Genomic DNA, 18,385 nt, shown 5'->3' on the forward strand with positions numbered 1-18,385 from the left:
CGGCTGCAACGGGGCCATATTCGAGCTCTCTGCTCGCGAAGCGGGAAGGAGAAGCGGTTGCACGAAGTGCAAAGGGGGCGAGCCGCAGAGCTGGAATCAGCGAATGCGACTCACCCCCCCTCTGCCCCAGCGGAGCCTACAAGCGGAGCTGTAACGATGTTCGGCGAAGCAGAGGGATGAAGATGGAGAAGCGTGGGGAAAGTGAACGAGCTGCAGAGCGTTAGCGATCGCCTTTGAACTCGGGAATACTCCGCAGGAGTTTATTCAATATTCCCGAGTTCAACAGCGACGGAAGCCGTTCACTTGGACCTAAGCTTCGACACTTCTCCATCCCGACTGCTGAGCCAACACGCTTTACCGATCTCGCTTATAATGCGTAGCGATCTCGTCGATCCACAGCCGCACCGCAGGACTCAAGCTCTCCGACTCCGCGTGTATGAGCGAGGTCGTCCGCTTCGTAGCTTCCAGCTCGCGGATCGGGATGACGATCAAGTCGTTGTCCCTCAGCATCTCGGGCCGCAGATATGATTTCGGCAGAAGAGTCCCTGCCCGGCAAGTGTGCAGCAACCGCAGAATCGCTTCGAAGGAGTCGATCTCCATGCGGACATCGGGAAGCAAGCGGTATTTTTCGAACAGTTCGTCCGTTAAGATCCGATACCATGTGCCCTTGGAGAACAGAATCATCGGCAAGCCGTTCAGATCGGTGATGACAGGCAGTCCCTTGTCCATCACAAAATGATTCCGAGGCAGCACGAGCACAAGATGGTCATCGAACAGCGGAATGCATTTCAGCTGCGGATCATCGATGCCCGAAGCGACGATGCCGAGATCGGCTTTGCGTTCACGGACGAGCGTGACGATCTCATGCGTCTTCCCCGTGATGGCTTTGATGTCGATCTCGGGACTTTTGGCTGTGAGCGTCTGAATGAGATCCGGCAAGGACGTTTGCAGCGTCGTCAGACTCGCGCCGATCGTCAGCGCCTTGCGTCCTGCTGACTTGTACTCCTCGACGAGCTTCAAATAACGAAGATGCTGCTGCCGAGTCTCAACCGCATACTCGTAAGTCAGCTGGCCGATCCGAGTGAGCTCGAGCCTTTTGCCGATCCGATTGAACAGCAGTGCGCCGAGATCTTGCTCGAGTTTGGCGACTTTGCGAGAGAGTGCAGGCTGCGAGATGTTCAGCTCAGCGGACGCCTTATTCAGGCTCGCCTGCTCCACAACGACAGTGAACATATACAACTCATCTAACATGGGGATGCTCCTATATGCAAAATAGTTATAACTTTTAATGAATAATCGGCAATTCCATTATAAGCAGAAAAGGAGTATCATGTGTATGGATAGAAGCAATTATAATTTTCCAATTATAAACAAGGCTTCAGAATCACCAGCAAAACGTCAGCTTTTGGCAGTCTATTATTTATTGACGGCTCTTTAGGCCCAGAGTTACAATGGAGAATGGTTTTGGCGAATTATGGCGAAATGTAACCCACAGTTTGGAAAGGAGAACGTACAAAGTTATGAAAGGAAATTCGTATTTATCGCGCAAGATCCACTCCTTGCTTGGAGTAATACCGCTCGCTTTGTTCCTAATCGAGCATATGGTGACGAACTTCTCCGCATACGAGAAAGGACCGCAGGGATTCCAGGATAGTGTCAAGTTTCTGAATGATCTTCCGCTCGTTTTCTTCCTGGAGCTGTTCGGCATTTGGCTGCCGCTGTTGTTCCACGGCGTGTATGGCCTGTATGTTGCTTATCAGTCCAACCTGAACACAGGGCGGTTCCAATATGGCCGCAACTGGGCTTTCGTGCTTCAGCGGATTTCAGGTGTCATCACATTCATCTTCATTTTCTGGCATCTATACCAGACGCGCTACCAGGTAATGATCGGCGCGGTTACACATGAAGAGCTGGGTAACTTGATGCATGATATCACAACGAATGGCTTCTACTTCGTGCTCTACGTAATCGGTATTCTTGCTGCAACATTCCATTTCAGCAATGGTATGTGGGCATTCCTCGTGAGCTGGGGTATTACGGTTGGACCGCGTGCACAACGCATCTCCTCGTTCATTTGGATCGGTGTATTCGTTATTGTGGCAGTGATTTTCCTGCTGTCGCTCGGATCGTTCAAGGGCGATGAGTTCAAAGAAGCGGCATCTGCTGCTCTGCAAATGACGAATCTCGTTTAAGTTTGAGACAAGGAGCGAATGGATATGGCTAAGAATAAGATTATTGTCGTAGGCGGCGGTTTGGCCGGCCTCATGGCTACTATAAAAGCGGCTGAAGCAGGCGTGCATGTCGACCTGTTCTCCGTCGTGCCAGTTAAACGCTCGCACTCCGTTTGTGCGCAGGGCGGTATTAACGGCGCGGTTAATACGAAGGGTGAAGGCGACTCCACTTGGGAGCATTTTGACGATACGGTATATGGCGGCGACTTCCTTGCGAACCAACCTCCTGTAAAAGCAATGTGCGATGCAGCACCAGGCATTATCCACTTGATGGACCGTATGGGCGTTATGTTCAACCGTACACCGGAAGGTTTGCTTGACTTCCGTCGTTTCGGCGGTACGCAATACCACCGTACAGCGTTCGCTGGCGCAACAACAGGCCAACAGCTGCTGTACGCGCTGGACGAGCAAGTTCGCCGCTGGGAAACAGCGGGTCTCGTAACGAAGTACGAGCACTGGGAATTCCTCGGCTCGATCCTTGACGATGACGGCGTCTGCCGCGGTGTATCTGCTCAAGATCTGCGTTCGATGGAAGTCCACACGTTTGCTGCGGATGCGGTTATCCTGGCAACAGGCGGCCCTGGTATTATTTTCGGCAAAACAACGAACTCGGTTATTAACACAGGTACAGCAGCAAGCGCGGTGTACCAGCAAGGCGTTCACTATGCGAACGGCGAGTTCATCCAAATTCACCCTACAGCGATTCCGGGCGACGACAAGCTGCGTCTCATGAGCGAATCTGCGCGTGGTGAAGGCGGACGGATCTGGACGTATAAAGACGGTAAGCCTTGGTACTTCCTGGAAGAGAAGTATCCAGCGTATGGAAATCTTGTACCGCGTGATATCGCGACTCGCGAGATCTTCTCCGTGTGCGTGGACGAGAAGCTTGGCATCAACGGCGAGAACATGGTTTACCTTGACCTGTCGCACAAAGATCCGAAGGTGCTTGACGTTAAGCTCGGCGGTATCATCGAAATCTATGAGAAATTCATGGGCGATGACCCTCGTAAAATCCCGATGAAAATCTTCCCTGCGGTTCACTATTCGATGGGCGGCATGTGGGTCGACTACAATCAAATGACGAACATTCCCGGCTTGTTCGCTTGCGGCGAATGTGAATATCAATACCACGGTGCGAACCGTCTCGGCGCGAACTCGCTGCTATCCGCTATCTACGGCGGTATGATCACGGGTCCTAAAGCGGTTGAGTACATCAAAGGCCTTAAGAAATCGGCTGAAGATATCTCGTCTTCGGTTTACGATCGTGCGAAGAAAGAGCAAACGGGCAAATACGAGAACATTCTCGGCATGAGCGGTACAGAGAATGCGTACGTGCTGCACAAAGAGCTTGGCGAGTGGATGACCAACAACATGACGGTCGTTCGTTTCAACAACAAGCTTGAAGAAACGATCGGCAAGATCAAAGAGCTGAAGCAGCGCTACAAGAACATCAACATCAATGATACTGCGCGCTGGAACAACGCCGGCGTAGCGTTCACGCGTCAGCTGTGGAACATGATTGAGCTGTCCGAAGCGATGACGCTTGGCGCGCTTATGCGTAACGAGAGCCGCGGTGCTCACTATAAGCCGGAATTCCCGGATCGTAACGATGAAGACTTCCTGAAAACAACGAAAGCAGCGTGGACGCCGGACGGCCCGCAAATTTCGTACGAAGACGTCGACGTATCGCTCATTAAACCGCGTAAACGCGACTACTCCAAGGATAAAAGCTAAGAGAGGAGAATAACGATGGCGGAAACAGCAGTAGCATCCAAAAAAGTGAAGCTGATCATTACGCGTCAAGACGCTCCGAACAGCGGATCGTACACGGAAGAATTTGAAGTTCCTTATCGCCCGAACATGAACGTTATCAGCGCGCTCATGGAAATTCAGCGTAACCCGAAGAAAGCTGACGGCAAAGACACGGCTCCGGTGTGTTGGGAATCCAACTGCTTGGAGGAAGTGTGCGGCGCATGCTCGATGGTTATCAACGGCAAGCCGCGCCAAGCGTGCAGCGCGCTCGTTGACAAGCTGGCGCAGCCAATTCGCCTTCAGCCAATGAGCACATTCCCGGTTGTCCGTGACCTTGTCATCAACCGCGAGCGTATGTTCAACGCACTGAAACGCGTAAAAGCATGGATTCCGATCGACGGTACGTACGATCTCGGTCCTGGACCGCGTATGGCGGAGACGAAGCGTCAATGGGCATACGAATTGTCCAAATGCATGACTTGCGGCGTCTGCCTCGAGTCCTGCCCGAACGTCAACGACCGCAACAGCTTCATCGGTCCTGCGGCGATCTCGCAAGTTCGTTTGTTCAACGCGCATCCAACTGGCGAAATGAACAAAGAAGAACGCCTCGAGACGCTGATGGAAGACGGCGGCATCGAGGGCTGCGGCAACTCGCAGAACTGCGTACGCTCGTGTCCGAAGGGTATCCCGCTCACGACTTCAATCGCAGCGATTAACAAGGATACGACGAAGCATTTGTTTAAAAAGTGGCTCGGCATGTAGCGAGCTGAAGAGCTTGATGGCTCCCGTGGTGGGGCACTCCGTACAGGTATTCCGATTTGCGCTCCCGTGGTACTTCGTACCAAAGTCGCTCAAATTCGGAATACCTGTTTCTCCGTTTACCACCAAATTCGCCGACGCACTGCTTCGCAGTGCAAGGGCAATGCACGCGAAGCGTGGCTCTGCTGCGCCAGGGGGCGCTGCCACAGCCGATCTGGGAGTGTCGTTCCCGTGGTGTTCCACCAAAGTCACTCACCCCCATATCGGCTGAGCTGCCGCTCACCCCGTGTGCGCTTGCAGCGCTTAAAACCAACCCACAACAAATTCAACAAACAAACCAGAAACAAAGAAAGCAGTGACCTCGGTCACTGCTTTCTTTGTATATCGAGCATGCCTCGACGCGAGCTGGCTAAGGAACCGTAGCAACACCATTTGGCCTAAGCTCACCTGTGTTCCTTAGTGCACGCACAGCCCCACTAAACAGCAAAAAGCTGCCGTCACATCGGCAGCTTTAACACCAATTCTCTCCCCAATCCTGGATCGACTGGATAACGGGTTCTAGTCCCCGCCCTTTCTCCGTTAACTCATATTCAATCCGAACTGGCATCTCCGGATAGACATTTCGTTTAATGATATCGCAATGTTCAAGCTCTTTCATCCGGTCGGTCAGCATCTTGTCGCTCATCTCCGGAATTTGCTCTTTCATCTCTTTAAACCGCTTCGGCCCACCTAGTAGAACGCGTACAATCATGCCGGTCCATTTCTTGCCTAGTAACTCAGTTGCACATTCGTACTTTGGGCACATTTTGGAATAATCCACGTTATCACCCCTCTTTCACTTGTTCTTATTGTAGCACATGACCCTCTAAAAGGGCAGTGGTTATTCGACATGACAGCCAAAATACTTGCTATTAAATATTAACTTTATTTTAGTGAGTTATACACTTCAGTCAAATTTTGACACGACTCTCGAATTCGAGTCGTCTTGAACCGAAATATAACCTAGTATGTTAGGAGCATACCCGTTATAATACAGGTTGGACGAGCAGTCTTCTTTATTTTTAACACATGCCTGGGGTGCACGATGACAGACAACTGGGGTTTTTATGAACGCCGATCAGCATCAGAGCATATGCGCGTTCTGATCAACATTGGCTACAAGGGCGCATATCCGCTTAAGGATTATGCCGAATTATTATCCATTACGATTAATTTGTATCCGGTCCGTGCGAATAACCGCACGACTCGGAATTTTGTTAAGGAACTGGAGCAGCTGGAGTCGAAGCTGGAACACTGGCTGAGCCAGACTTCGGATGCGATTTACATCGGGCGAATTAACGCTGCGAGACGGCTTGAGTTTTATTATTTTCTGGACAGCAGCCGCTTCAATGATCAAGAGCTGAATGACTGGCTGGAACACAATTGGCCATATCGTGCACAAGTGTACCGCAAGCCAGATCCGGAATGGTCCTTCTATACGTTTATGCTGCCAGACGCGCTAGAGGAATTATTTATTCATAATGCGCAGATGATTTATGCACTTATTCATAAAGGTGACGATATCGGGCAGCCGCGCAATGTGTACCATTGGCTGCTGTTTCGGGAGGACGTGGACCGGCGGGAAATTGTACCGATGCTGGAGAAGCGAGGCTACGTCATTGAGAAGGAGAGGGAGGGGCGGACGGATCAAGGCTATCCTTATCCGCTCGTCGTTAGCCGCTTCGAGGATGTGCGGCTTGATACGGTCAATGAGCGGGTGCGCGAAATTCACGGTTTGATTGAAGGGAGCGGAGGCCGCTATGACGGCTGGGGCTCTGTGATGAAGCTGTCGACGTTTAACCGGATGCGCCGCTCCGTCAAGCGTTCTCTTGAGTCCGTGGAAGCGGCAGTACGACGTATGCTTCCACGGCGCGACGCATAGCGTTAAGCGTAACCGCACACAGCTATAACCGAATAAGGATGAGGCCGGCAATCGTCATGACAAAAGCAAGCCACTGCTTCGCGCTCAGCCGTTCCCGATAGAGCACAATTGCACCTGCGGCGACGACGAGACTGTTGGCGGAGAAGATGGGGCCAGCAATGCTAGCCTGTCCCGTCTCCAGTGAAATCGCATAGAGCTGCAGCCCGCCATACGAGAAAAGTCCGGCGAGGATGCCCCAGCGCATCCCGATTGCACTCGGACTCGTGCGGCGGTTCGCAGGCAGCTTCTCTTTCCAAGCGGCCCAAGCGAACCACAGAATGGACAAGCTGTACGCCACGAATAGAATCGGTGCGCTCTCAAGTCCGAGCTCATCGGTTACTTTCAAGCCGCCATTGCGGATCGCGAACAGCACGATGCTGACGCCGACGTAGAAATACCACTGCGATTGAATCCGGGCATCCGCAGCCCTGCCTCTGACCGACACGAGTACGACTGCGATTAGCAGCAGAAGAACGCCGCCAAGCTCGGTACCGCTAAGCGGTTCATCATACACGAGCATGCCGAGTCCGATGACGAGTATAATGTTCATATTTGTCAGCGGAGAGGTGAGACTGGCTGGACCGCATTCCAGCGCCTTCATGAATAAGGCATTGCCAAGCGCTGAACCTGCGCCAATTAGCAGGCCTGCGAGCCATACGCGGGGGTCGCCAAGCGATGCCGCCAAAGTATGTTCCACGGCGGCATGAATACCGAAGCCGCAAGTGCCTGATATGTATAGTCCCAGCAGCAGATAAGCGGAAGAGCCGTTCTGCATTTGGGACACTTTCATCCACCAGCCCGCCAGTCCGAACAGAATAGCGCTGCCGATGGCTGCTGCAAACCACATCGCTAGCCACCAACTTCTCGAGTACATGATCGAAATTTGTTACACAATTGAAATGTTCCTGTTACGTGCCCATTACAATCGGGGGGTACTATAATAAACAAGACCCCCTTTTTTATAATATAAATTCGGACCTGCGCTTCGCAGGTCCACTTTTTTTACCCTTATAGTGGGACAACGACCGGTTGCTTCTGCTTGTAATACACCCACTGCTTAAAGCCGATTTCCTTTAAGCGCTTCGCAACAAGCTCCCATTCGTCGCCGACCCGGCTAGGGCGGTGCGCATCAGATCCGAACGTCACGGACACACCGTAATGCAGAGCACGCTCCAGAATTGCATCAGAAGGGTACCAGCCGCCTACATCTTTCGTTGAACCGGAGGTGTTGATCTCAATGGATACGCCGCTCTCGCCAATCGCTTGCAGCGTCTCATCGATGGCATCATCCGTGCGAATCGCCGAGAATGCCGGATAGTAGCCTTTCATCGCATCGATATGGCCGAGAATTTGGAACATGCCGCTTCGTGCAGATTGCTTAATGAGATCGTAATATTCGAGCTTCTGCTTCACTTGCTGCTCTTCGGACTGGCCTTTCCAACGGTTTCGGTTGAAGATGCTGACCCCGCCTGAACGATGCACCGAACCGATGATGTAATCGAACGGATACCCCTCATAAATATCGCCATACAGCTTCGCATGCTCGGGGAAGAAGTCTGACTCGACACCAAGCAGCACGTCGATTTTACCCTCGTACTTTGCTTTTAGCCGCAGCACCTCGTCGATATAATTCGCGAACTCGCTCTTCGCCATCGCGATGCCAGGGTTCTCTTGATCCTGCTTGCTGCCAAAATAAGGGGAATGATCGGATATCCCAATAACGCCGAGGCCTTCACGAATGCCGGCCTGAATGTAATCCTCGATGTTGCCGTCCGCATGTCCGCATCTGAAATGATGCGTATGTAGATCGAACTTCAAACGAAATCCCTCCTTGGATATCAGCTACTCGCTGCTTATGAATTGATCTTCGGGCATCCCTTTCAAATCGCTTAGAAACTGCTGCATCGCTGAGTTAATGTAACGGCCCGACTTATAGACGAGGCCGACGGGATGGCTCATGTCAAATTCATTCACTTTAATGCGGTTCAAGGTGCCTAACCGGACTTCGTTGTCTATCGACAGCTTGGAGACAACGGCAGCGCCGAGGTTGATCTCGACCATCCGCTTCACTTCCTCGCTGCTCGACAGCTCCATGACGATGTTCGGCTGCAGGTTGAATTTGCGGAAGATTTGATCCAGAAATCTCCGTCCTAATGTATCCGGAGAGAGCATAATCATGGGAATGTCCTTCAATGATTCTACAGTAGTATGCTTCAAATGAGCGAGCGGATGCTCGGGCGCAACGACCAGCTCGTACGTGTCATAGTAGAGAATGGACGACTCCAGATTCGGATTGCGTTCGCGCTCGGATAGATACGTAATGCCGATGTCCACGGAACCGTTCTCGACACTCGACATGACCCCGGAAGAAGGCATGGAGTGGATCGTCGTTTTGATAAGCGGAAATTGGTTTTGAAAATAAGACAGCACGCGCGGCAAAATTTGAATCGCAATCGACGATGTCGTTCCAAGCACAATATGTCCTTGGGGCGTTTGGCTCAAATCGGACAGCTTCTGCTTCAAGTCCTCGACGATCGATAATATTTTTTCGGCATGCTCGAGAAACACTTGACCGCGGTCGGTTAGCGTAACAGGCTGATTCCGATCGATTAGAACCGTTTTAAACTCATCCTCGAGGCTCTTTATTTGTGCGGAAACAGCAGGCTGCGTGAGATTGAGCAGTTCACCTGCTTTACGAAAGCTCATCGTTCGTGAGATCGTTAGCAGCGTCTCAAGCTGGTTAATGTTCACGGAATCCCTCCCTAGCGATCAAAGATTTTTATCACGGTCATGATTGATTATAAAGGAAAAACTTGCGAACAGCAAAAGGTACCCATGATGAGGTTGATCGCAGCTTTAATGGAATAAAGCGAGAAAGCAGGAACTTCCTATTACATTGTCGAATGGTGTAGTTGCCCGGAAGAAGCCCTAAAGGAGCGATTAAACAATGAATACGAAAGCCGTACGCAGTTGGATTATGTATGATTGGGCGAATTCCGCTTTTGCCACGACCGTAATGGCCGCGGTGATGCCCGTCTTTTACAAGACTGTGGCTGGTGCTAATTTGGCTGGAAATACTGCTGAGAACTACTGGGGATACACACAGACGATCGCGATGATATTCGTAGCGCTGCTATGTCCGGTCATGGGCGCGATTGCTGACTTTGCTGGTTCCAAGGTGAAATTTCTGTCGATCTTCATGCTCATTGGTTCAGTTGCGACCATTGCGATGGGGCTGATTGGTGAGGATGATTGGTTGTTTGCATCCATTCTTGTTGTGATCGGGACGATTGGGTTCGCCGCATCAAACACGTTCTATGATGGACTCCTTACCGAGGTGTCTACGCCGGCTACGCTCAATTCGATCAGTAATAAAGGGTATGCGATGGGGTACTTAGGCGGCGGACTGCTGCTGCTTGTAAACTTAATCATGATTGAAGGCTGGGAGAAGCTTGGTTTTCCGAGCAAAACGCTGGCTACGCAAATCGTGTTCGTCACAGTCGGTATCTGGTGGATCGTCTTCTCATTGCCTATTATCCGGAACGTCAAGGAGACGGCTCAAGGAAAGGCTGCAGGGATCGGAGATGCGATCAGCCGCGGCATGAAGCGGATCGGTTCAACGATTCGTACGCTGAAGCAATACCCGGAGCTGCTTAAGTATATGGCTTCATTCTGGTTTTTCAACGACGGAATCAATACCGTTATCGTCATGGCGACGATCTATGGAGCCGGTATTGGCATTGAGACAAGTGATCTCATTGCTGCGCTGCTCATTACGCAGTTTGTCGGTTATCCATGTACGCTCCTATTTATTAAAGTGGCAGCCCGAGTAGGCGAGAAAAAATCGCTCTATGGCTCCTTGCTAGTTTATGTGTTAATCGTTATACTTGGATTTTTCATGACGAGTGCGCTTCATTTCTACTTGCTTGCAGTGCTTGTCGGCGTCGTGCAAGGCGGCAGCCAGGCGACAGCGAGATCGCTCTACGCGACGCTTGTTCCGCCCTCGAAGTCAGCGGAATTTTTCGGTTTCTTAAGCTTGTCGAGCAAGTTCGCCGCGGTGGCTGGTCCGGCCGTATTCTCCGTCGTCGGCAGTATTACCGGATCTAGCAGACTCGGTATTCTGGCGCTGCTGGCGTTCTTCATCATCGGCATCATCATCCTTGTTTATGTGAATTTGGATAAAGGACGACAAGAAGCAATCGCGTTGGAGCACAACTAACAATCAGGCGAGTTAGGCGAGTAGAAAACCGTAAGGAGCAGCAGCTTTGTCAGTCACGATGTAGGAGGCAAGTATGAAAGGAACAACACATTTGGCGATCGGAGCAGCAATTGGGGTAGCAGCGGCAGCGACGCATCCCATCACGCCGAAGAACGTGGCTGTATTTATGATCGTCGCAGCATTCTCTGCGCTCAGCGCGGATCTCGACGGCACGAACATGCTTAGCGGTAAGCTGAGCAAGGCAGCAAGGCTCATTCGGGAGCTCATGCTGTGGGGCGGAATTGTTATGACCGGCGCCGCGGTGTATCTGTATGCAGTACGCGGCAGTTTCTATCCGCTATACGCAGCGGGATCGGCTGCAGTTCTGCTGTTAGGCATGTTATCCCGGAATGGCGCGATACGCAATGCGCTGGTCAGCGCCATCGGCGGTGTTCTGCTGTACACCGGGTTCATGGTGCAAATGAACTGGCTCATGGGACTAGGCGTGTACATCGCGTGGGTACCATGGCTAAACCATCGCGGACTTACTCATACGGTGTGGGCGGTCATTGCATGGGGAGCGATCGGCTGGGGACTTGAGCAGCAGATCGGCATTCCAGGCGTTGCCTATACGGCCGTATGCGGCTACGTCTCTCATCTTGTAGCGGATACATTAACGCCAAGCGGCGTCAAATGGCTGTATCCGCTGACGAAGAAAACGTTCAAGCTGCCGTTTTTCTAAAAACAGGGCGCAATAAGAAGAGGCTCCCCAGGTCCGTACATCGAAACCCGGGAGAGCCTCTTTGTTATTATCATCGCGTTATCGTCGCGTATCGTCAAGTTATCGTTATAGCCAATCCTTCTTGCGGAATACGTAGAACATTCCGAACCCGAGCAGCAGCATGAACGTCAGCAGCATGTAGGAGCCGCCGTGCAAATGCAGGCCGGGAATGTAGTCAAAGTTCATCCCATAAATGCCTGTAATGAAGGTCAGAGGCATGAATATCGTCGTCAGCGCCGTAAACACGCGCATGATTTCGTTCGCGCGGTTCGCAACCGAGGACTGATAAGCCTCTCGTAAGTTGCCCATGAGATCGCGGTACGTATCGAAGGTCTCGGCGATCTTCACGGCATTCTCATAGATGTCGCTGAAGTACTTCTGCAGCTCGCCATCAATGAGCTTCAGATCCTTTTTGTTCAGCTTCGCGATTAGTTCCTTCTGTGGACCCAGTACCTTCTTCAGCCACAGAATCTCCGAGCGAAGACCGATGATTTCATTCAGATGCGACTTCTTCGTGTGCACCAGAATGTCTTCCTCCAAGCTCTCGATGCGCACTTCAATTCGGTCGCCTACGAGGAAGTAGTTGTCGACCACAAGATCGACGAGGTGATACAGGAAACGGTCAGGACGGCTGACCTGTTCCTCCAGCAGAATCGGCTTCAGCGCACGCAGCTCGTTGATCTTCTGCTTCGTAACGGTAATGATATAATGCTGCCCTAAGAAAATGTTCAAGGCACGCAGAAAAATTTCTTCATCATCAAATCGGATGCTGTTTATAACGATAAAATAATGGCCTTCATGCTCATGAATTTCAATCTTCGGCCGCTGCTCTTCTTCGCTCAAACAGTCCTCGACGGCCAGTTCATGCAAAGCGAACAGCGGTTGAAGCACAGCAAGATCATCCACATCCGCGTCAATCCAATAGAAGCCCTCGGTTGGCGGGTAGACTGCTTGCTCGATGTCGTCAATCGGTGTAAAAACACCTTGGTTTACAAGACGAATTTTCATCCGCGTTCCTCCTCTCATCACGTTGTTACACATTCCCGGATGCCGGCAAGAGGAAATAGAACGGGCCTAACGTCAAGCAACCCATGTTCGCGTAACCTGCTTACAATGAATGTATCAAATAACGGCAGGGGTGCAGGTGCGAATATGGTCGGCCTGTGTACGGTCCGATGCGCTATGTCCTCTAAACTGGTTATCAATGCGGTTGTCCGCAGGCCTCGGGTCGCCTTCCATAATCGTAAACACCCCTTTAAGCACGTTTTGGTTGATTAGTTTGGAATCGAGTGATTTTTAGTGTACATTAACCCATAAAATGTGCATTATAATCACGCAATTCTTGTCTAGTATACTCCGACAGTGTCATTCCATACAAGCAGAAAGTAACGATGCTTTCTACGTTATACCATATGCCGCGAAAAGCCCGTGGTTACGCGGGTTTCGCCCATGATTGAGAGGTGCTTCTTGACGCGGAAACGCGAATCATTTAAAGTATGAAATAAGATTAATTTCAACTGAATAAGTTAGCTTTCTTATCAAGAGCAGGCGGAGGGACTAGCCCGATGAAGCCCGGCAACCGGCGTGAATACGCACGGTGCTAATTCTTGCGGAAACGTACAGTTTCTGAGAGATGAGAGGCGCATGAACGATGACAAGTTATGCCCCTCTCTGCCAGAGAGGGGCTTTTTTTCATGCCTCCTTCTCCAAGAAATGACCAACAGACAGGAGAGAGAATTATGCCAATTAAAGTACCGGATCAGCTGCCAGCCAAAGATATTTTGACGAATGAGAACATCTTCCTGATGGATGAGACGGTTGCGTATCATCAGGATATTCGTCCTCTGCGCATCGCCATTCTGAACTTGATGCCGACGAAGGAAACGACTGAGACGCAGCTGCTTCGCTTGATCGGGAACACGCCCCTGCAAGTGGAAGTCGTGCTGCTGCATCCGAAGACACATACGTCGAAGAATACATCTTCCGAGCATCTGGAGTCGTTCTATAAGACGTTTGAAGATATCAAGCATGAATATTATGACGGGATGATCATCACTGGCGCGCCAGTCGAGACGCTTGCTTTCGAAGAAGTGAACTATTGGGAAGAACTGAAGGACATTATGGACTGGTCCGCTCGCAAAGTAACGTCGACGTTCCATATATGTTGGGGCGCACAAGCAGGGCTGTATCATCACTATGGCATTCAGAAATACGATCTCGATGAGAAGATGTTCGGCGTATTCCCGCACACGGTCGAGAAGCGCAACGTGCCGCTCGTTCGCGGGTTTGACGAGATGTTCCTCGTTCCGCAGTCCCGTCATACAGGAGTTCGTTATGAGGATGTAGCTGCTGTAGGCGATCTGGACATTCTGTCGGTATCCGAGGAAGCGGGCATCTACCTTGCAGCGTCTAAGAACGGTAGACAGGTCTTTGTTACGGGACACTCGGAATACGATCCGTCCTCGCTGAAATACGAATACGACCGCGATGTAGCAAAAGGGATGGACATTGCCCTGCCGAAAAATTATTATCCTAATAATGACCCTTCGCGCCAGCCGCTATCCACTTGGAGAGCGCACGCGAACCTATTGTTCTCGAACTGGCTTAACTATTATGTTTATCAGCAAACTCCGTATGATCTCGGGGCGGGCATTTAATAAAATATATCGGTGAGAGGAAGTCGCGTTCAGATGAAAATTGAAAGCCGTTTAGCGCAAATTGGATCCATTAAAGAGCCTGTTACCGGAGCGGTCAGCTTCCCGGTCTATCAAGCGACAGCCTTCCGTCACCCGAAGCTTGGCGAGAGCACGGGCTTCGACTATGCACGTACGAAGAGCCCAACCCGTACCGTTCTGGAAGAGGCAGCAGCTGAGCTGGAATCCGGCGACGCGGGCTTTGCCTGCAGCAGCGGCATGGCTGCACTGACAACTGTATTCTCCTTGTTCAGCCAAGGCGACCACCTGCTCGTATCCTTGGATCTGTACGGCGGTACATATCGTCTGCTTGAGAAAATTATGACTCGTTTCGGCGTGACTGCTTCTTATGTAGACACGAACGATATCGACGGACTTAGCGAGCTGTATACGCCTGCGACCAAAGCCATTCTAATCGAGACGCCGACGAACCCGCTTATGATGATTACGGACATTGAGCGCGTATGCGCTTGGGCGAAGTCCAAAGGGCTGCTGACGATCGTCGACAACACGCTTCTGACGCCGTTCTTCCAGCGTCCAATTGAGCTTGGCGCAGACATTATCGTCCATAGCGCGACCAAATATCTCGGCGGCCATAACGATGTGCTTGCTGGCCTGATCGTTACGAAAGGCCAGGAGCTGTCTGCACAAATGGCGTTCCTGCACAACTCGCTCGGCGCGGTGCTTGGTCCGCAGGACTCCTGGCTGCTCATGCGCGGCATGAAGACGCTCGCGCTGCGGATGGAGCGCCATCAAGCGAACGCAACCGCAATCGCCAACTGGCTGCTGACGCACGAAGCCATTGAGGATGTTTATTATCCAGCACTGCCGCATCATCCAGGACATGACGTACAGAACCGTCAATCCTCCGGCAATACGGGTATTTTCTCGTTCCGCCTGAAGAATGCCGCTTATGTGGAGCCGATTCTGCGCCACATTAAGCTGGTCGCTTTCGCGGAGAGCCTCGGTGGTGTTGAATCGCTCATGACGTATCCGGCAGTACAGACGCATGCGGATATTCCTCTGGAAATTCGCCAGAAGATCGGCGTAGATGACCGTCTGCTCCGCTTCTCCGTCGGCATCGAGCATGCCGATGATCTCATCGCAGACTTGGCGCAAGCATTCGATGCGGCTAAGCGCGAGCTTGGGGAGGCGTAAGAGGCAATGGCAGAGAACAACAACCAAGAGAAGCAATTCGCGACGAAGCTGATTCATTTCGGCTCTGAAATTGACGAAACAACCGGAGCGTCGAGCGTTCCGATTTATCAGGCGTCGACCTTCCATCATCATGATATTTTTAACCCGCCGACGCATGACTATAGCCGTTCCGGCAACCCGACCCGCCAAGCGCTCGAGGACTACATTGCGCTGCTTGAGGGCGGCGTGCGCGGCTTCGCATTCGCTTCCGGCATGGCGGCGATCTCTACCGCATTCCTGCTCTTCTCGACGGGCGATCACGTTATCGTAACGGAAGATGTATACGGCGGCACATATCGCTTGCTGACAACGGTTCTGAACCGTCTTGGCATTGAATCGACGTTCGTCGATATGACGAATTTCGAAGCGGTGAAGGCGGCGCTGCAGCCGAATACGAAGGCGGTCTTCATGGAGACGCCATCCAACCCGACGCTGAAGATTACGAACATCGCTGAGGTTACGGCATGGGCGCAAGAGCACGAGCTCATCACGCTGCTCGATAATACGTTCATGACACCGTACCACCAACGTCCGATTGAGCTTGGCGTAGACATCGTGCTGCACAGCGCAACGAAGTTCCTTGGCGGCCACAGCGACGTGCTTGCTGGACTAGCTGTCGTGCGCACGGAGGTTCTCGGTAAGCGTCTGAAGCAGCTCCAGAACGGGCTCGGCACCGTGCTTGGCGCACAAGAGTCGTGGCTCTTGATGCGCGGCATGAAGACGCTGCAAGCGCGCATGGAGCACAGCGAGAAGAGTGCTCGCAAGCTTGCGGAATGGCTAGATGGCCGCTCGGATATCGTGCGCGTTTACTATCCGGGGCTGAAGGATCATCCGGGACGCGAAATTCACGAGAAACAGTCCAAGGGCTATGGCGCCGTCGTTTCCTTCGATGTGGGTGACGGCGATCGCGCGAAAGCGGTGCTCAACGCGGTGAAGCTGCCGCTCGTAGCGGTAAGTCTTGGCGCTGTAGAGAGTATTTTGTCTTACCCGGCGATGATGTCCCATGCGGCAATGCCGCGTGAAGTGCGTCATGAACGCGGTATTTCGGACGGTTTACTCCGGTATTCCGTCGGTCTAGAGGACATTGACGATCTGATCGCAGATCTTGACCAGGCGCTGAAAGGCTAATTAGGCGCAAATAAAGCGATACGCGGCAGTCCTAGCGGACTAGCCGCGTTTTTCGCCGTTAAGGCTTGGCTTTACGCTGGCAGTCACGAAATGACGTATGTCAATCGTTTGTGGTAGTATAAATTGAAACCAACCTGGGTACGGAAAAGTGGATAGAGAAGGAGGTCTCCCTGTGCAACAAGTAGATCGTATTTTGGACAAAGCACTGCAAGGAGAACGACTCGGACTCGAAGATGTTGTCGCGTTATTTGAATCCGATGAAATTGAGAAAATGGGCCATGTGGCCAACCAGCTAACAGAAAGACGTCATCCTGAGCCGATTACAACGTTCGTTGTAGGACGCAACATTAACTATACAAACGTATGTGATGTCTATTGCCGTTTCTGCGCATTTTACCGTGCGCCGGGATCGGCGGAAGGCTATGTGCTTCCGGACGAAGTGATTCTGCAGAAGATTAAAGAAACGATGGATGTCGGCGGCACCGAAATCCTCATGCAAGGCGGTGTGAATCCGAACCTGCCTTTCACGTATTACACGGATCTGCTCCGCAAGATCAAACAGAACTTCCCGAGCATTACGATGCATTCGTTCTCCCCGGCGGAGATTCATAAGATGGTAACCGTATCTGATGGCTTGACGCTTGAGCAAGTGATGCGCGAGCTGAACAGAGCAGGTCTTGACTCGCTGCCAGGCGGCGGCGGTGAGATTCTTGACGACCGGACAAGACGGAAGATCAGCCGTCTGAAAGGCTCATGGACCGACTGGATGGACGTTATGAAGACGGCTCATCGCGTAGGCATGAACACAACGGCGACGATGGTTATCGGCTTCGGCGAAGAGATGGAGGAGCGTGCGCTTCACCTGCTCCGCGTGCGTGATGCGCAGGATGAGTGCATCGCGAACGGCTACGACTCCAAAGGCTTCCTGGCGTTCATTCCGTGGACGTTCCAGCCGGAGAACACGAATATGAAACGGGAGAAAGCGACGCCTGAAGAATATCTGAAGACGGTCGCGATCAGCCGGATTACGCTCGACAATATCGATAATTTGCAATCGTCATGGGTAACGATGGGCCCGGACATCGGCAAGCTGTCGCTGTCCTACGGCTGCAATGACTTTGGCAGCACGATGATTGAAGAGAACGTCGTTTCCGCGGCGGGTACGACGCACAAAGTTAACATCGAATCGATCCTTCGCCTGATTCGCGAGACAGGCAGAATCCCTGCCCAGCGCGATACGAAGTATAACATTCTTAAAGTGTACGACGAGTCCGAGCATGCGCTGAACGACTTTGTTATGCAGAACTAAAAATTAGATGAAAAAAGCTTCCCCAATGAGGCAATGTCATTAAGTTAAGGTGTTGAACCAAATATCTATGCAAAGGAGCAGGTTATCGAAAGATAGCCTGCTCCTTTTTTGCGTGAAAAAGAGTAAAAGAACTTGACAAGCAGTTGAAAATGTGTGGCGAAGCCCCTTGAAAAAACGAGGAGGTTTCGCCCATGAATACGTACGCGAATTCACTAAAACAAAAGCTGACATCCCTTATTCAAGAAATGTCAGCCGCACCAGCACTGTATGTCAAAAACCCCGAAAAAGACTTTACGCGAAAGAAAAAGTTACCCTTTGAAACGGTTATGCAGCTCCTGATCTCAATGGGCGGAAACAGCCTATACAAGGAGCTCTTG

General features: G+C 51.7%; 16 protein-coding genes, 1 pseudogene and 1 riboswitch. Of the genes and pseudogenes, 11 read left to right on the top strand and 6 right to left on the bottom strand.

What is annotated here, in order from left to right:
• Positions 1-354: 354 nt before the first annotated feature.
• Positions 355-1,251, bottom strand: a complete 897-nt coding sequence (locus A8990_RS28355; RefSeq protein WP_116192381.1) for a LysR family transcriptional regulator — start codon at positions 1,249-1,251, stop codon at positions 355-357.
• Positions 1,252-1,520: 269 nt separating this feature from the next.
• On the opposite strand from A8990_RS28355, the gene A8990_RS28360 reads away from it, so the two are divergent.
• Genes A8990_RS28360 through sdhB form a run of 3 tightly spaced genes read left to right on the top strand, consistent with a single transcriptional unit; the run spans position 1,521 to position 4,745 of the window.
• On the top strand, positions 1,521-2,192 hold the full coding sequence (locus A8990_RS28360; protein ID WP_116192382.1) for a succinate dehydrogenase cytochrome b558 subunit: 672 nt from the start codon (positions 1,521-1,523) through the stop codon (positions 2,190-2,192).
• A 24-nt stretch (positions 2,193-2,216) separates the two neighbouring features.
• The gene (gene sdhA, locus A8990_RS28365; RefSeq protein WP_116192383.1) at positions 2,217-3,965 is read left to right on the top strand and encodes a succinate dehydrogenase flavoprotein subunit; all 1,749 of its coding nucleotides are present in this window, start codon (positions 2,217-2,219) and stop codon (positions 3,963-3,965) included.
• 15 nt (positions 3,966-3,980) lie between these two features.
• Entirely contained in the window at positions 3,981-4,745 is a 765-nt protein-coding gene (sdhB, locus tag A8990_RS28370; protein ID WP_116192384.1) for a succinate dehydrogenase iron-sulfur subunit, read from the top strand.
• Between the two features lie 508 nt (positions 4,746-5,253).
• Here sdhB and A8990_RS28375 read toward each other — a convergent pair.
• On the bottom strand, positions 5,254-5,562 hold the full coding sequence (locus A8990_RS28375; RefSeq protein ID WP_116192385.1) for a winged helix-turn-helix transcriptional regulator: 309 nt from the start codon (positions 5,560-5,562) through the stop codon (positions 5,254-5,256).
• A 264-nt stretch (positions 5,563-5,826) separates the two neighbouring features.
• Between A8990_RS28375 and A8990_RS28380 the strand changes: the two genes are divergently transcribed.
• Complete coding sequence (locus A8990_RS28380; protein WP_116192386.1) at positions 5,827-6,663, top strand: DUF695 domain-containing protein; 837 nt, start codon at positions 5,827-5,829, stop codon at positions 6,661-6,663.
• A 22-nt stretch (positions 6,664-6,685) separates the two neighbouring features.
• Here the strand turns inward: A8990_RS28380 and A8990_RS28385 are convergent, their stop codons facing one another.
• The 3 genes from A8990_RS28385 to A8990_RS28395 form a co-directional block, all read right to left on the bottom strand.
• Positions 6,686-7,549 carry an EamA family transporter gene (locus tag A8990_RS28385; RefSeq protein WP_116192387.1) on the bottom strand — a complete coding sequence of 288 codons (864 nt, stop codon included), beginning with the start codon at positions 7,547-7,549 and terminating at the stop codon, positions 6,686-6,688.
• 161 nt (positions 7,550-7,710) lie between these two features.
• Positions 7,711-8,520 (bottom strand): histidinol-phosphatase, encoded by an 810-nt coding sequence (locus tag A8990_RS28390; protein WP_116192388.1) that lies wholly within the window; start codon positions 8,518-8,520, stop codon positions 7,711-7,713.
• A gap of 24 nt (positions 8,521-8,544) precedes the next feature.
• Complete coding sequence (locus tag A8990_RS28395; protein WP_116192389.1) at positions 8,545-9,453, bottom strand: LysR family transcriptional regulator; 909 nt, start codon at positions 9,451-9,453, stop codon at positions 8,545-8,547.
• 196 nt (positions 9,454-9,649) lie between these two features.
• Here A8990_RS28395 and A8990_RS28400 point away from each other — a divergent pair, with 196 nt between their 5' ends.
• Both A8990_RS28400 and A8990_RS28405 read left to right on the top strand, forming a co-directional pair.
• Positions 9,650-10,921: an MFS transporter gene (locus tag A8990_RS28400; protein WP_116192390.1), complete on the top strand. Its 1,272-nt coding sequence runs from the start codon at positions 9,650-9,652 to the stop codon at positions 10,919-10,921.
• A 73-nt stretch (positions 10,922-10,994) separates the two neighbouring features.
• The gene (locus A8990_RS28405) at positions 10,995-11,642 is read left to right on the top strand and encodes a metal-dependent hydrolase (protein ID WP_116192391.1); all 648 of its coding nucleotides are present in this window, start codon (positions 10,995-10,997) and stop codon (positions 11,640-11,642) included.
• Between the two features lie 105 nt (positions 11,643-11,747).
• On the opposite strand, the gene corA is transcribed toward A8990_RS28405, so the two are convergent.
• Entirely contained in the window at positions 11,748-12,689 is a 942-nt protein-coding gene (gene corA / locus A8990_RS28410; protein WP_116192392.1) for a magnesium/cobalt transporter CorA, read from the bottom strand.
• Positions 12,690-13,213: 524 nt separating this feature from the next.
• Positions 13,214-13,321: riboswitch (SAM riboswitch) on the top strand.
• Between the two features lie 99 nt (positions 13,322-13,420).
• On the opposite strand from corA, the gene metA reads away from it, so the two are divergent.
• The 5 genes and pseudogenes from metA to A8990_RS28435 form a co-directional block, all read left to right on the top strand.
• The gene (gene metA, locus A8990_RS28415) at positions 13,421-14,338 is read left to right on the top strand and encodes a homoserine O-acetyltransferase MetA (RefSeq protein WP_116192393.1); all 918 of its coding nucleotides are present in this window, start codon (positions 13,421-13,423) and stop codon (positions 14,336-14,338) included.
• 33 nt (positions 14,339-14,371) lie between these two features.
• Entirely contained in the window at positions 14,372-15,532 is a 1,161-nt protein-coding gene (locus tag A8990_RS28420) for a PLP-dependent transferase (protein ID WP_116192394.1), read from the top strand.
• Between the two features lie 6 nt (positions 15,533-15,538).
• The gene (locus tag A8990_RS28425; RefSeq protein ID WP_116192395.1) at positions 15,539-16,699 is read left to right on the top strand and encodes an aminotransferase class I/II-fold pyridoxal phosphate-dependent enzyme; all 1,161 of its coding nucleotides are present in this window, start codon (positions 15,539-15,541) and stop codon (positions 16,697-16,699) included.
• A 172-nt stretch (positions 16,700-16,871) separates the two neighbouring features.
• Entirely contained in the window at positions 16,872-18,008 is a 1,137-nt protein-coding gene (gene mqnC, locus A8990_RS28430) for a cyclic dehypoxanthinyl futalosine synthase (RefSeq protein ID WP_116192396.1), read from the top strand.
• 191 nt (positions 18,009-18,199) lie between these two features.
• Positions 18,200-18,385 (top strand): annotated as a pseudogene (locus tag A8990_RS28435) (IS4 family transposase); the annotation flags it as partial.

This window comes from Paenibacillus taihuensis, from assembly GCF_003386535.1.
GTDB lineage: Bacteria > Bacillota > Bacilli > Paenibacillales > Paenibacillaceae > Paenibacillus_Z > Paenibacillus_Z taihuensis.

What these genes read in the sequence shown, in the direction of transcription:
- A8990_RS28385 (WP_116192387.1), bottom strand. Translation starts at nt 7,549, where the DNA reads ATGTGGTTTGCAGCAGCCATCGGCAGCGCTATTCTGTTCGGACTGGCG.
- A8990_RS28400 (WP_116192390.1), top strand. Translation starts at nt 9,650, where the DNA reads ATGAATACGAAAGCCGTACGCAGTTGGATTATGTATGATTGGGCGAAT.
- metA (WP_116192393.1), top strand. Translation starts at nt 13,421, where the DNA reads ATGCCAATTAAAGTACCGGATCAGCTGCCAGCCAAAGATATTTTGACG.
- A8990_RS28380 (WP_116192386.1), top strand. Translation starts at nt 5,827, where the DNA reads ATGACAGACAACTGGGGTTTTTATGAACGCCGATCAGCATCAGAGCAT.
- A8990_RS28420 (WP_116192394.1), top strand. Translation starts at nt 14,372, where the DNA reads ATGAAAATTGAAAGCCGTTTAGCGCAAATTGGATCCATTAAAGAGCCT.
- A8990_RS28360 (WP_116192382.1), top strand. Translation starts at nt 1,521, where the DNA reads ATGAAAGGAAATTCGTATTTATCGCGCAAGATCCACTCCTTGCTTGGA.
- A8990_RS28425 (WP_116192395.1), top strand. Translation starts at nt 15,539, where the DNA reads ATGGCAGAGAACAACAACCAAGAGAAGCAATTCGCGACGAAGCTGATT.
- corA (WP_116192392.1), bottom strand. Translation starts at nt 12,689, where the DNA reads ATGAAAATTCGTCTTGTAAACCAAGGTGTTTTTACACCGATTGACGAC.
- sdhB (WP_116192384.1), top strand. Translation starts at nt 3,981, where the DNA reads ATGGCGGAAACAGCAGTAGCATCCAAAAAAGTGAAGCTGATCATTACG.
- A8990_RS28405 (WP_116192391.1), top strand. Translation starts at nt 10,995, where the DNA reads ATGAAAGGAACAACACATTTGGCGATCGGAGCAGCAATTGGGGTAGCA.
- sdhA (WP_116192383.1), top strand. Translation starts at nt 2,217, where the DNA reads ATGGCTAAGAATAAGATTATTGTCGTAGGCGGCGGTTTGGCCGGCCTC.
- A8990_RS28355 (WP_116192381.1), bottom strand. Translation starts at nt 1,251, where the DNA reads ATGTTAGATGAGTTGTATATGTTCACTGTCGTTGTGGAGCAGGCGAGC.